This window comes from Pasteurella sp. P03HT, from assembly GCF_054052285.1.
Genome location: NZ_JBSIUM010000002.1, coordinates 179,574 through 193,792, shown reverse-complemented (window position 1 = coordinate 193,792; position 14,219 = coordinate 179,574). Strand labels below are relative to the sequence as shown.

Below are 14,219 nucleotides of genomic sequence, written 5' to 3'. Positions count from 1 at the left end.
TTTACATTAACTTGATTATTTTACTGCGTATTGTATATATGAAAACAGCCCAAGATGGGCTGTTTTTGATGATTATTTTTACCAAGCAAAGTTGATTGCTGTATTATACGACAAACGACTGTTTGGACTAAACGCAATTCCAGCACGAGTGGCGACATTACGATTAAAACGGAACCCCATTCCCATCGCTAGCGCAACATCAGTATGATAGCCGCCGAGCGACGCAGTAAAGTTAATCGTATCGTCTTCATTGGGTTGGAATAAACCACTGAGTGCAGATTGTGCAGCAAGACCTGAGTTCAATTTTTTATCAAACTTTCTCATGTTGTGTTGCAATGTTTGAATTTGTTTACTTACTTGTTGCATGATATCTACATGGTCCACTGAAAACGTGTTAAGGGCACGATTAACACCCCAAATACCAGGTAACTCTGGTGATGACGTTTTATCCGCAAGTTGTTCTGTGGTATAGAGTGAAAGTTGTGCGAGATTTTCAGTGTTTTCAGTGATGCGGCTGTTGTGGGAGGCAATATCGGAGGAGAGGTTATTAAGAGTGGTTTCAACGCCTTTCATTGTATTTGATGTATCACGACTGAGCGTATTGACCTGATCTTGTAAGTCTTTCAGACTGTATGCTAGCTCTTTAGTATAATCAGTTAAGGAATCGATTTGTTTGTCTTTAGGTTGTCTTTTTATGTCATTAATTTCTGCAGAAATGGATTGAGTTTCCGTACCATAAGGTTCACAATAGCGCGATTTTTCACACTCATCCATTACGTCGATTTGATGTAACGTATAATCTGGATAATAAGTTCCTGCACTATAAGTTGGTGTTGGTTTAGCAACGAGATGATTTGAGAGTGAAAGGGCTAATAAAAAAGCGGTTTTTGAATGTTTCATTTGCAATAATCCATATTATAAATAATCCATAAATTGTGAGTCTCAGATTATACCATTTTTTTACAAAAAGTGATATTTATTAATATGTTATGAGAGGGAGTTATGAGAAAAGATAAGATGCCAACGGGATTCAGTAGTTTTAGTTGGGCAATTGCCATATTTTGTTTACCCATTTTATTGTGGCCTTTGGCACTAACGATTTCCCCCAATTTGTTAAAAAATCCACGTTTAACAGAGAGTGAAATGACGTTGATGTCAATTTTTTTATGGGTATACCCTTTCTGTTTGGGGGGGATTGCTCGTATTGCATACCGTCTTCATGCCAGCCGTCCTCGCCTTGCGCGCAATGTTTTGCTGGTCAGTGCGGTCTGTTTTTATGGATTTGTGTGTTATGTTGGGAGTGGGTTTAATTAACCCACACTTTCTATTGGCAACCCTGCTCGTTGCCATGCTTCAAAGCCTCCCGTCACGCTGTACACTTCTGTATAACCTTGTTCGATTAAATAAAGTGCAGCCCCTCGACTACTGACGCCATGATAACAGATAACCAGGACAGGATGATCATCATCGTAGTGCAATTCAAATTGACCGTATGTTTGATTGGTTAAATGAAAAGCGTGCTGTGGGTGAGCTTGTGCAAAATGCAGTTCGTTACGGATATCCAATAAGACGGCGTGGCGTTCTTGCATTAGTTGCCAAGCTTGTTCGGGGGAAATTTCTGCGAATTGGGACATGGTTGTTTCTTTATTAGCCGTTAAAAGATTGCAAATATAGCATTTTTTAGAGCAAATCAAAATGTGGTGTCATGATGGAATGAATTTGTGAGAAATTTGCGTTTTTTTACGCGCACTTTTTGACCCTGTTTTATTTTTTTCTTATCATGCTCCCATGATCTTGGGTTAAGGACGATTTACTATGCAATATTTTTTATCGCAAACAGAGCAAGGGCAACAATTAGGCATTACTGCGAAAATGGCGAACCGCCATGGTTTAATTGCGGGCGCAACAGGAACAGGAAAAACCGTGACGTTGCGTACGATGGCAGAGGCCTTTAGTGATGATGGTGTGCCTGTTTTTTTAGTTGATGTAAAAGGTGATCTATCAGGGTTAGTGAATGCGGGGCAATTTCAAGGCAAAATCGCGGAAAGGATCACTCAATTTGGCTTAGGTGATGAAGCCTATTTGAAGGGGTATCCTGTTTCGTTTTGGGATGTGTTTGGTGAAACGGGTATTCCCCTAAGGACGACGATTTCGGAAATGGGTCCGTTGTTGCTCTCGCGTTTGCTCAATCTCAATGCGACACAAGAAGGATTGCTCAATTTAGTGTTTCGTGTGGCCGATGATAAAGGGCTGCTACTCATTGATCTAAAAGACTTACGTGCTATGTTAAAGTACGTAGCAGAGCATGCCAAAACATTCCAGTTGGAATACGGCAATATTTCTGCTGCAAGTGTGGGGGCTATTCAGCGTGCGTTATTAACTTTAGAAAATGAAGGTGCAGCAAATTTATTTGGTGAGCCCGCATTAAACTTAGAAGATTGGTTACAAACTCGTGATGGACGTGGCGTGATCAATGTCTTGAACTCCGAAAAATTAATGAATTCACCAAGAATATACAGTGCCTTTCTGTTGTGGTTAATGGCGGAATTATTTGAACAATTACCTGAAGTGGGAGATCTGGATAAACCGCGTTTTGTGATGTTCTTTGATGAGGCACATTTGTTGTTTGATGGTGCACCTGCGGCATTAGTAGACAAAGTAGAACAAGTGGTGCGTTTAATTCGTTCAAAAGGAGTGGGGATTTATTTTGTGACGCAAAATCCATTAGATTTACCCGATACAGTTTTAGGACAATTAGGTAACCGTGTTCAACATGCTTTGCGTGCGTTTACTCCGCGTGATCAAAAAGCAGTTAAAGCGGCTGCAGAAACGTTTCGTACTAATCCTACTGTGAATGTCACAGAGACAATTACCACACTGGGTGTAGGACAAGCGTTAGTATCGTTCTTAGATGAAAAAGGGATGCCTTCTCCTGTTGAAGTTGCTTATATTTTCCCACCTCGTAGTCAGTTAAAACCCATCACAGAACAAGCGCGTCGTGCTTGGGTAGAGGAAGATGAGCTTTATCCATTTTATCGTGATTTGGAAGATAATGAATCTGCTTTTGAAGTGTTACATCACCAAGCGGATTTGGCTGCAGTGGCACAAAAACAAGCAGAGCAAGCGCAAGCAGAAGAGGAAAATGGACTGATGGGAAGCTTGAGTCGAATGATTTTTGGAACGAAAAAACGCGGTGAAAAACTCACCGTGACAGAAGAGATCGTTAGCGGTGTTGCAAAATCAGTCGGACGCAGTATTCGTAGTCAAGTCACTAAACAAATTATGCGTGGGATCATGGGTGCGTTGAAGAAATAATGTGCGGTTTGATTAACACCAGTTTTCTGAGATGATGAGCGAGAGATAGAAAAAAGCGTGCTGTTCAATTGAGTAGCACGCTTTCTTTTTTATCCTATCTGATTAGAGGAAGAGATTAGCAAAGAGTAGACCAAAACCTAAGCAGAATGCCATACTTAATAAGCCTGGTAACATAAAGCTGTGGTTGAAAATGAATTTACCAATGCGTGTTGTTCCTGTTGTGTCAAAGTCAATAGAAGCAATGATAGGACCGTAGTTTGGAATGAAGAAATAACCGTTTACGGCAACAAATGTCCCAATCAAAATCGGGGCAGGGATGCCTAACGCGATACCGAGTGGGAAGAGTGTTGCAACAGTTGCCCCTTGGCTGTTAACTAATACAGAGAGTGCAAATAACGCGAATGCAAAAGCCCAAGGTGCAGTTTCTACCAAGTATTTCACGGATTCTTTTACTTCAGTCATGTGTGCTTGCATTAACGTATCACCCAACCATGCAATACCGAAGATTGCGATAACCGCACGCATACCCGCATGGAAAACAGAACCTTTGGTTACTGCTGTTCCATCAGGTTTGCAAAGCAACATAATTAATGCACCCGCGGATAACATCACAATTTCAATAGTGTGTGCCATTCCCATTGGTTTGCCATCAAAAGCAGGGCGTAACTCTTTGAATGTTCCCATTAATACGACAAGTAATGCCGCAGTTAAGAAGATGACCACAGAGGTTTTTGCGGTTTTTGAAATTTCCATTTCACCAATGCTAGATTGCATTTGGCTTTCTTTCACATATTCTGGATCTTGAAGTTTTGCTAAATAAATAGGGTCTTCGTGTAATTCTTTACCCATTTTATTGACTAATAGACAAGCAACAAAAATACCTAAGACAGTTGCTGGCATAGTGACGCTAAGTACATTACCTAATGTGATGCCTTGAGGCTCTAAGTAGTTCACTACAGCAACAACCGCTGCGGCAATCGGACTGGCAACAATCGCGAATTGTGAGGCAATAACAGCCATGGATAATGGACGTTCTGGGCGTACACCATTATGGCGACTGACTTCTGCGATAACAGGTAATACAGAATAAGCAACGTGTCCTGTACCTGCTAATACGGTGAATGTCCAAGTAACAGCAGGAGCCATAAAGGTAATATATTTTGGATTTTTACGTAAAATACGTGCTGCGATTTTGATCATGTAGTCTAAACCGCCCGCAGCTTGCATTGCGGCTGCGGCAGAAACGACCGCCATAATCATGAACATCACATCAATAGGTAAACCCGCTGGTTTTAGACCAAAGCCAAATGAGAGAATAGCAAGACCTAATCCCCCCATGACACCAAGTCCGATACCACCAATACGCGCACCGACTAAAATACATAGTAATACTATGCCGAATTGAATAAAGAACATAATGTATCCTTATGTTGTAAGTTTGAACGAAGATTAAGACAAGACATTATAGGTCGTATTCATACTTGCGTAGAATTGTGACTAATATAGCAATAAATAGGTAGGCTATCTATAATATAGATCAATTAAAATTTGAATACTTTCTTTGAAAGATGTATAAACAACGGTTATACTTAAGACCTTATTTTAAAAATTTCACCTTGAGAAAGAACTGAGAAAAACATGCAAGAATTTATTCCAATGGCAAAAGACTTTGCTCAAAATCACACATTAATGGTGATGGCTTGGGTTATGGTTTTTTTGACTGTTATTTATACTTTTATTAAAGATTTTACTTCAAAAGTGAAAGTCGTCACTAACTCTGAAGCCGTCAGTTTAATGAATAATGAAGACGCGGTTGTCATCGATTTACGTTCGATTGATGAATTTGCCCATGGTCACATTATTAATAGTTTGAATGTATTACCTGCAGAAATTAAAAAGCAGAATGTTGGTAAAATTAGCCAACATAAAGACACGCCTGTGATTCTTGTTTGCGCAACAGGCATGAGTGCGACGGCTTCTGCTGAATTGCTAGCGAAACAAGGTTTTAACCGTGTTTATAGTTTAAAAGAAGGCATCGCAGGTTGGCGTGCAGCAAATTTACCTTTAATTAAAAAATAAATCATAAGGACTTAAAAAATGGCTGAAGAAAATAAAGCAGTAGAGAAAGAAGAACAAGAAGTTCAACCCGTATTACAAATTCAACGTATTTATGTCAAAGACGTGTCTTTTGAAGCACCAAATTTACCTCATATCTTTCAACAAGAGTGGGCACCTAAACTAGGCTTTGACTTAAGCACGGAAGCCAAACAAGTCGGAGACGATTTATATGAAGTGTGCTTAAATATTTCTGTTGAAACCACAATGGAAGGTTCTGGTGATGTTGCCTTTATTTGTGAAGTGAAACAAGCAGGTGTGTTCACTATTAGTGGTCTGGAAGATATGCAAATGGCACATTGTTTGACATCGCAGTGCCCGAACATGTTATTCCCTTATGCGCGTGAATTGGTTTCAAGTTTAGTTAACCGCGGTACATTCCCAGCATTAAATCTTTCACCTGTGAATTTTGATGCCTTGTTTATGGATTATTTACAACGCCAACAACAAGCAGAACAAAACACAGAAGAAGAAAACAAAGAAGTTCATTAATCTATCTATTTTCGCTCTCGTTTCGGGAGCGAAATTTTATCACTTAATGTCATTAAGATGATGTCAATTTTCCTCATGCAATTCCATTATTTTTCAGGAGTATAACTATGAATACCACTGTTGCTACTTCTCCAATCACAGTACTTGGTGCAGGGTCTTATGGGACGGCATTAGCTATTGCATTTTCTCGCAATGGTTTTCCTACATATCTTTGGGGACACGATCCTGTCCATATGCAACGATTGCGTGAGGAAAGACAGAATAATGCGTTTTTACCGAATATCGATTTTCCTGATGCGCTACATATTGAAGCGGATCTGGCGACAGCAATCAGCCATTCTCGAGATTTGCTTATTGTTGTTCCTAGTCATGTTTTTGGTGAGGTGATTAGTAATATTAAGCCGCACTTACGTCCAGATCATCGTATTGCTTGGGCAACCAAAGGGTTAGAGCGCGATACGGGGCGTTTATTGCAAGAGGTGATCGAAGAAAAGCTTGGGACACACTATCCCTTAGCGGTGTTGTCGGGTCCGACGTTTGCTAAAGAATTAGCCGCAGGATTACCAACCGCAATTGCATTGGCGTCTAATAATGAACAGTTTGCATTAGAGTTTCAGGCGCGTATTCATTGCAGTAAGCATTTTAGAGTATATATCAACCAAGATATGATTGGTGTACAACTCGGCGGTGCAATTAAGAATGTCATTGCGATTAGTGCAGGGATGTCTGATGGTATGGGGTTTGGAGCAAATGCGAGAACGGCCTTGATTACGCGTGGTATTGCTGAGATCAGTCGCTTAGGGGTGTCATTAGGTGCGAATCCTAATACGTTTATGGGAATGTCTGGCTTAGGTGATTTGGTATTAACTTGTACTGATAACCAATCCCGTAACCGTCGCTTTGGTATTATGCTAGGGCAAGGTTTTTCCGCTCAAACAGCTATGGACAACATCGGGCAAGTAGTTGAAGGCTTTTATAACGCAAAAGAAGCGTATTTATTGGCGCAACGGCAAGGTGTTGAAATGCCAATAACCGAACAAGTGTATCAGGTGTTATTCTGTGGTAAAAATGCACAAGATGTGGCAGCAAGTTTATTAGGACGTGAACGTAAAGGCGAATAAATTCAGCAGTAGAAAGGACGAGGAAAAGAAAAATGCCATTAGAGGTTTGGAACCATATTCGTCAAGAAGCAAAAGAGTTGGCAGAGAATGAGCCTATTTTGGCGAGTTTTTTTCATGCAACGATTTTAAAACATCATAATTTAGGTCATGCATTAAGTTATATTTTGGCGAATAAGTTGGCGAATCCCATTATGCCAGCAATTGCATTACGAGAGATTATTGAAGAGGCGTATCAGGCACAACCCGATATCATTGCCAGTGCAGCCTGTGATATTCGAGCAGTCCGTCAACGTGATCCTGCAGTGGAGTTATGGTCAACACCGTTGTTGTACCTTAAAGGCTATCATGCTTTGCAAAGCCACCGTATTACGCATTATTTGTGGCAGCAAAATCGTAAGGCACTTGCTGTGTATTTACAAAATCAGATTTCGGTTGCATTTGACGTGGATATTCACCCTGCTGCGAAAATTGGCTGTGGCATTATGTTTGATCATGCGACAGGCATTGTGGTGGGAGAGACCTCTGTGATAGAGAACGATGTGTCAATTTTGCAAGGCGTCACACTAGGTGGCACAGGGAAAGAGTGTGGCGATCGCCATCCTAAAGTTCGTGAAGGCGTGATGATTGGCGCAGGAGCAAAAATTTTAGGGAATATTGAGGTAGGGCGTTATGCTAAAATTGGCGCAAACTCTGTTGTTTTACAACCTGTTCCCGAGTATGCGACAGCGGCTGGTGTTCCTGCTCGCATCATTGGACAAGACAAACAAGCAAAACCCGCTTTTGAGATGAACCAATATTTTAATGAGGACGGTGCCTCTAAAGCAGACTAATTAGGATAAAAAGTGCGGTTTGTTTCCGCACTTTTTTTATTCAGTGAGGAAAAGAATATGATTAATAAAGATACACAGCTTTGTATGTCTTTAGCTGGACGTCCTGGCAATTTCGGTACCAGATTTCATAACTATTTGTATCAAAAATTGGGGCTGAATTATATTTATAAAGCTTTTACTACAACAGATATTGAACATGCAATCAAAGGGGTTCGTGCCCTAGGGATTCGCGGGTGTGCGGTCTCGATGCCTTTTAAAGAAAGTTGTATGCCTTTTCTTGATGAGATTGCTCCCTCCGCACAAGCTATTCAATCCGTCAATACGATTGTGAATCATCATGGTTATTTAAAAGCCTATAATACGGACTATATTGCGATTGTGAAATTGATTGAAAAATATCAACTTAATCCAGCGTCATCTGTACTGGTACATGGTAGTGGTGGGATGGCAAAGGCGGTGGTGGCAGCATTCAAACATGCTGGGTTTCAACAAGTTAAGATCTATGCCCGTAATCGTACTACAGGAGCAAATTTATCTGAGTTATATGGTTATACTTATCTCGCTGAGTTAGATCAGCATGCTGCTGATATTTTAATTAACGTCACACCGATAGGGATGTATGGGGCGGTTGAGGAGCAATTACTTGCTTTTCCAGCATCGTTGATTCATCAAGCGAAAGTGGTTTTTGATGTGGTGGCATTACCTGCGGAAACACCGTTAATTCGTTATGCCAGACAACAAGGTAAACAAATTATTTCGGGAGCAGAAGTGATCGTGCTGCAAGCAGTTGAGCAATTTGAGTTATATACTCAACAGCGTCCAAGTGAGGCATTAATTGCGGAGGCTGCGCAGTTTGCTCGATCAGAGCGTTAAATAGCCCCTTTCTTATTGTAATAGTTCCTTTCTTTTTGACGTTGAGCATCTTGTTATGCTCAACGTCTCTATTTTGTTCCATTGTTAAATTTTTGAAAATTTTTTTGTTTTTTGCTTTCCTTTTTATGACTCAAAGAGTAATATGCAAAACTTATTTTTTATAGAAAAATAAGATGACTTTTCTTTATCAATACCTATTTTCTCCTGCGCATTATTTAGAAGGGATTACCATGCAACATCAACAAATTAAGTTTACGTTGAAGCCAATTACGTTATTATTATCCACCTTATTTGCAACCAGTTCAGTACTGGCAGATGTGGGATCTGAGGATGTTATTTCACTTGACGAAATTAGTGTGACTTCACGTGTCGCAACATTTTCGAGCGATCCGTTGTCTGCTGTACCCAAAATGAATGACATTGTGGTCGCGAAACAAGCATTGAAATCACGTTCAAGTACACTCGGTAATGCATTAGCGGGTGAATTAAGCGTACACAGTAATCAATTTGGTGGTGGCTCAAGTGCCCCAGTTATTCGTGGGCAAGAAGGCGTACGTTTAAAAATTTTACAAAATGGTGCGGATGTTATCGATATGTCGCAGCTGTCTCCTGATCATGCGATTGGAGTAGATACATTATTATCAGAACAAGTAGAAGTCGTACGTGGCGCATCAACCCTATTGTATGCAACCGCATCGCCTGCGGGGGTCGTGAATGTGATCGATCGTCGTATCCCAACTCAACTGCCAGCAAAAGGCTATGAAGTGGATTTAAATACGCGCTATAACACTAATAGTAATGAAAAATTAGCCACAACGGGTATTAGCCTTGGTTTAGGTCAGCATATTGCGTTTCGTTTTGAGGGACTTGCTCGAGATTCGAATGAGTACCATGTGCCAGGGATTAATTTAGGACAACGATTGAATTATGTTCCCGATACGCAGAATAAAACCAAAGCCGCAAATTATGGCTTGTCTTTCATTGGTGAGCGCGGTTATTTAGGGTTTGCTTTGAATGAGCGCCATGAAAAATATGGCTTGCCAGGTCATAACCACAAGCTTGATGGTTGTGCGGCACATATTTGGGGCGGTAATTTAAAACATAATTATTATTTATCACTTTATCCGCATTTAATGGATGATACTGATTTAGTAAATACTCACTTCCATTGTGGCTCGAGCCATGAAAACGATGCGAAACACAGCCATGATAATCCTTATGGACATGAACATGACCATACGCTTGGCGGACCATTGGTGACGTCTCATTCTAAGCGTTATGATATTCGTGCAGAGTTAAAACAGCCGTTGAAAGCCTTGGATAAAGTCAAATTAAGCTACTCTTCCACTGCCTATAAACATGATGAAAGTGATAGCAATATTCCAATTAATTTATTTAAAAATAATGGCTATAACCTTCGAATTGAATTTTTCCACACGCCAATAGGTAATTTAACGGGGGTGTGGGGCGCCCAGTATCAAACGCAAACCAGCAGTGCGAATATTCCTCGTATCCGTGCGTGTTCAAATAATGCGTCAGATCCTTGTCACAATAACAAAAAGCGTGATCCTTCTAAAATTTCAGAGAACGATCGTAAACTGTGGGCATTGATTGAAAATACACAGTCACAAGCCAGTTTCTTCTTTGTTGAGCAATTACGTTGGAAGGATTTCTTGTTTGAAGTGGGGGCGCGTACAGAAAAACAAAAAATCAAAATTGATTATGATGTAGCGAAGTTAGCAAAAATAAAAGAAGGGATGGAAGGATGTGATAAAGACAGCTTCTTCTATGACCCAAGAACCTGTAAGCCAGGCAGTTTCCCTGCACCTGATCTTTCACCTTATAATGATCGTGCAAACTCGTATTCTGCCGCGGTTACTTGGAGTGTTACCCCTGATTATACGTTATCGTTTACTTATTCTCATAATGAGCGTCATCCAACGCCAATGGAGCTGTATTATCATGGTAACCATTTAGCAACGGTGTCATTTGAACATGGTAATCGTTATTTGACGAAAGAAATTTCCGATAACTTTGAGGTAGGTTTAGCCTATGCAGGTGAGAAACTTAGCTATAAAGTGAACGCGTATTATAATGATTTTGAGAACCGTATTTTTAATCAAACATTAAGTAAAACAGGGAACTTGTCTTTAAATCGTTACAGTCAATCCAAAGCCACTTACTATGGCGTGGAAGGTCGTGTTGACTATGCGTTCACACCAGAGTTAACGATGGGGTTATTCGGTGATTATGTAAGAGGAAAATTATATGATTTACCGCCAACTTATTATGTTGATCATGCGACTGAGTCCAGAGACCCAGTTCCACAAGCGGATCAAAATGCACCTCGCGTCCCACCAGCGCGTTTCGGTTTCAGAACGACGATGCAGGTTACGGATAATTTAGCCAGCTCATTAGAATATACTTATGTTTATCAGCAACATAAAGTTGCGCCATTAGAAAATCCGACCGCAGCACATAGCTTGTTAAATATGGGGCTGGATTATTCGCGTACTTTTGGTGGTGTAGATTATCAAGTCTTTGTACAAGGTAATAACCTGTTAAATCGTAAGATTTATTCACATACATCATTCTTACCATTTGTTCCACAAATGGGACGTAATGTGACGCTTGGGTTAAATATTCATTTCTAAGTCAGGTCAGCGAGTCTAATCAAAAGCACAGCGTCATTGAGCTGTGCTTTTTCTTTTTTGGATCAACATCCTACTAAGTACGGAAAAATGAGCAAGAAAGTCACTGCACATTATTCTAGTTTAAATGGCGTCGTGTGGTTTGCAATGGTGCGTTTATGTTCGCGAATCAACGCGATAAATGGTTGTGCAAAGCGCTCAAGTTTGATTGTACCTACGCCATTGATTTCCAACATTTCGGCGTTAGTCGTCGGTTGATACTGTGCCATTTCTTGTAATGTCGCATCATTGAACACAATGTAGGAGGGAATATTTTCTTTATCTGCAATTTGCTTGCGTAAGAAACGAAGACGAGCAAACAGATCTTTGTCGTAAGCATTGAGGGCGTGTTTTTGTGGTGCAACCACGGCTTGTAAGGAGGAAAGACGTGGCATTGCCAATTGCAATGGTTGTTCTCCGCGTAAAAAAGGTTTCGCGTTTTCAGTTAATTGTAATGTGGTATTGAAATGATCAAACACTTGTTTGACTAAGCCTAAATGAATCAGTTGGCGAATGACAGCTTGCCAATGTTCTTTGCTTTTTTCTTTACCGATGCCGTATACACTGAGTTGGTCATGTTGATTATCTTGGATTTTTTGATGGCTTAATCCACGTAAAACGCCAACAATATAATGTGTGCCAAAACGTTGTCCGACACGATAAATGGTCGACATCACTTTTTGCGCATCGACTAAACCATCATATTGCTTCGGTGGGTCAAGGCAGATATCACAATTCTGGCAAGGGGTTTGGCGATGTTCACCAAAATAGTTGAGTAAAACTAAGCGACGGCAAGTTTGGCTTTCTGCAAATTCGCCAATGGCTTGTAGTTTAAGTTCTTCAATTTGACGTTGTGCACTTTCTGGTTTTTCTAATAAGCATTTATGTAGCCAAGCATAATCAGCTGGTTCATAAAATAATACAGCTTCGGCAGGTAAATCATCGCGCCCTGCACGTCCTGTTTCTTGGTAATAGGCTTCGATACTGCGTGGCAAATCAAAATGTGCGACAAAACGTACATTAGATTTATTAATGCCCATACCAAAGGCAATAGTCGCGACGACGACTTGTATATTGTCGCGTTGAAATGCACGTTGGACTTGTTCACGCTGACTGGCTTCTAGCCCCGCGTGATAGGCTTGGGCGGAGATCCCTTTATTGCGTAAACTTTCTGCGACACGTTCGACTTTATTACGGCTGTTGCAATAAATAATGCCACTTTTTCCTTTTTGCCCAAGAACAAAACGACATAGTTGTTCCATCGGTTTATATTTTTCGACGAGAGTATAGCGAATATTAGGACGGTCGAAACTTCCAATGTAGACATAAGGTTGTTGCAAATCGAGGTGCAAAAGGATGTCTTGTCGAGTGGCATGATCCGCGGTGGCGGTTAATGCCATGAGAGGTGCGCGAGGAAAACAGCGCTTTAAGCCGCCTAATTGCGTGTATTCTGGGCGAAAGTCATGCCCCCATTGCGAAATACAATGGGCTTCATCAATTGCGATAAAGCTAATATGGCAATGAGAAATTAAATGGAAAAAGCTGGTTGTCATCACTTTTTCAGGCGAGACATAGAGCAATTTTAATGTACCAGACAGGATTTTATTTTGTACTGTTTGTTGCTCTTCAAGGGTTTGGCTTGAATTTAGATAGTCAGCTTCAATGCCATGTACTCGCAATTGGTCGACTTGGTCTTTCATCAAGGATATCAAAGGAGAAATCACTAAGGTTAACCCCGAAAAACATAATGCAGGGATTTGATAACAGAGTGATTTTCCATTGCCCGTTGCCATAATGACAAGGCTATCTTGACCTTGTAAAGCCGCGTGGATCACTTCGGCTTGTCCATGACGAAAGCTTTGGTAACCAAATGTAGCATGCAACACATCAAGTGCGGTCTGTTTTAACGAGATTTCATCAAGGTCGACCGTACTTGTTGTAATTTGCTGTGGTACGGCATCAGAAGACATTATTGAGTGAAATACCTATACCAATCCGCTGAATGTTTTTCTGATAATCGACTAGAGACTCGCCATAGCCCGTATAATATTGCGTATAGAAACGAATATTCGGTGTGATAGGATAGCTGTAACTTGCTTCTAAGCCACCTTTATTGGAGGCGGGATTATAGTGACCCGCAATTTTGAATTGGTGGTCTTGGTAGTAATAACCCAGTGCCATATCCATATAACCACGGTATTTGCTGATGTCAGGGTTGTCGTCTTTTTTCGCTTTTTCAGGAATGCGCCACCATGGTTTCAGTTCAATCGTCCAATTTCCATTTGTTGCTGATGCGCGAGCATACAGGCGGTTCCAGCTACGCGATAACTTTTCTTGATCATCTCGTCCATTTGATTGATGGTTAATCCCTGTTTCAATGTCTTGCATTGTCCAACCAAAAGGTAATGCAGTTTGTGTTTTCCATGCCACAAAAAGTTGCGGCTCATAGTTTGATTCGCGGAAAGGGGAAGAATCATCAACATTACTTAATTGGAACCACGATTTTTGCGTATAAGAGGCGGCTAACACCGAGTCTTGCCCAAAGATACCGCGCCAAAGTGGCAGGGCTAAGCTGATTTTGAATTTAATTTCATCACGGCGTGTTTGGTCTTTTTTCTGAAAATTTCCGTTCGAGTAAGTACCGAGTAAGTAGTTTTCTTCATAACCTAACAAGCCCACAAATTGATCTGATTTGGTTAATAAGACTTGGGTTTTACTTTGGTAGGGACGTGTATGGTCTAGGTGTTGTGCAAAGGCGGTCGTACCGACAAGTGCGGTCATAC

The 14,219-nt window shown here is 40.8% G+C and carries 13 protein-coding genes; 8 read left to right on the top strand and 5 right to left on the bottom strand.

Translation table 11 applies throughout. The features are described from left to right. Nucleotides 1–78: 78 nt before the first annotated feature. Nucleotides 79–900, bottom strand: a complete 822-nt coding sequence (locus tag ACWIT3_RS03105) for a YadA-like family protein (protein ID WP_457161345.1) — start codon at nucleotides 898–900, stop codon at nucleotides 79–81. 102 nt (nucleotides 901–1,002) lie between these two features. On the opposite strand from ACWIT3_RS03105, the gene ACWIT3_RS03100 reads away from it, so the two are divergent. Continuing rightward, nucleotides 1,003–1,314, top strand: a complete 312-nt coding sequence (locus ACWIT3_RS03100) for a DUF5389 domain-containing protein (protein WP_457161344.1) — start codon at nucleotides 1,003–1,005, stop codon at nucleotides 1,312–1,314. Here ACWIT3_RS03100 and glpE read toward each other — a convergent pair. Next, a complete protein-coding gene (glpE, locus tag ACWIT3_RS03095; RefSeq protein WP_457161343.1) occupies nucleotides 1,311–1,634 on the bottom strand; it encodes a thiosulfate sulfurtransferase GlpE in 324 nt (107 codons plus the stop codon). The two genes, ACWIT3_RS03100 and glpE, sit on opposite strands and share 4 nt — an antisense overlap. A 181-nt stretch (nucleotides 1,635–1,815) precedes the next feature. Between glpE and ACWIT3_RS03090 the strand changes: the two genes are divergently transcribed. Continuing rightward, nucleotides 1,816–3,315: a helicase HerA-like C-terminal domain-containing protein gene (locus tag ACWIT3_RS03090; RefSeq protein WP_457161342.1), complete on the top strand. Its 1,500-nt coding sequence runs from the start codon at nucleotides 1,816–1,818 to the stop codon at nucleotides 3,313–3,315. Nucleotides 3,316–3,417: 102 nt separating this feature from the next. Here the strand turns inward: ACWIT3_RS03090 and ACWIT3_RS03085 are convergent, their stop codons facing one another. Further along, entirely contained in the window at nucleotides 3,418–4,731 is a 1,314-nt protein-coding gene (locus tag ACWIT3_RS03085; RefSeq protein ID WP_457161341.1) for an anaerobic C4-dicarboxylate transporter, read from the bottom strand. Nucleotides 4,732–4,953: 222 nt separating this feature from the next. Here ACWIT3_RS03085 and ACWIT3_RS03080 point away from each other — a divergent pair, with 222 nt between their 5' ends. From ACWIT3_RS03080 to ACWIT3_RS03055, 6 genes are all read left to right on the top strand, one after another. Then, nucleotides 4,954–5,394 (top strand): rhodanese-like domain-containing protein, encoded by a 441-nt coding sequence (locus tag ACWIT3_RS03080; protein ID WP_457161340.1) that lies wholly within the window; start codon nucleotides 4,954–4,956, stop codon nucleotides 5,392–5,394. An 18-nt stretch (nucleotides 5,395–5,412) separates the two neighbouring features. Further along, nucleotides 5,413–5,922, top strand: coding sequence for a protein-export chaperone SecB (gene secB, locus ACWIT3_RS03075; RefSeq protein ID WP_457161339.1), 510 nt, complete (start codon nucleotides 5,413–5,415; stop codon nucleotides 5,920–5,922). Nucleotides 5,923–6,029: 107 nt separating this feature from the next. Continuing rightward, nucleotides 6,030–7,043, top strand: coding sequence for an NAD(P)H-dependent glycerol-3-phosphate dehydrogenase (gpsA, locus tag ACWIT3_RS03070; protein ID WP_457161338.1), 1,014 nt, complete (start codon nucleotides 6,030–6,032; stop codon nucleotides 7,041–7,043). A 32-nt stretch (nucleotides 7,044–7,075) separates the two neighbouring features. Next, nucleotides 7,076–7,873: a serine O-acetyltransferase gene (gene cysE / locus ACWIT3_RS03065; RefSeq protein ID WP_457161337.1), complete on the top strand. Its 798-nt coding sequence runs from the start codon at nucleotides 7,076–7,078 to the stop codon at nucleotides 7,871–7,873. Between the two features lie 57 nt (nucleotides 7,874–7,930). Next, nucleotides 7,931–8,746 carry a shikimate 5-dehydrogenase gene (locus ACWIT3_RS03060; protein WP_457161336.1) on the top strand — a complete coding sequence of 272 codons (816 nt, stop codon included), beginning with the start codon at nucleotides 7,931–7,933 and terminating at the stop codon, nucleotides 8,744–8,746. 230 nt (nucleotides 8,747–8,976) lie between these two features. Continuing rightward, on the top strand, nucleotides 8,977–11,400 hold the full coding sequence (locus ACWIT3_RS03055; RefSeq protein ID WP_457161401.1) for a TonB-dependent receptor: 2,424 nt from the start codon (nucleotides 8,977–8,979) through the stop codon (nucleotides 11,398–11,400). 110 nt (nucleotides 11,401–11,510) lie between these two features. Here the strand turns inward: ACWIT3_RS03055 and recQ are convergent, their stop codons facing one another. Beyond that, entirely contained in the window at nucleotides 11,511–13,406 is a 1,896-nt protein-coding gene (recQ, locus tag ACWIT3_RS03050) for a DNA helicase RecQ (protein WP_457161335.1), read from the bottom strand. Then, on the bottom strand, nucleotides 13,396–14,217 hold the full coding sequence (gene pldA / locus ACWIT3_RS03045) for a phospholipase A (protein WP_457161400.1): 822 nt from the start codon (nucleotides 14,215–14,217) through the stop codon (nucleotides 13,396–13,398). The genes recQ and pldA overlap by 11 nt, the downstream gene beginning before the upstream one ends. Nucleotides 14,218–14,219: the final 2 nt, after the last annotated feature.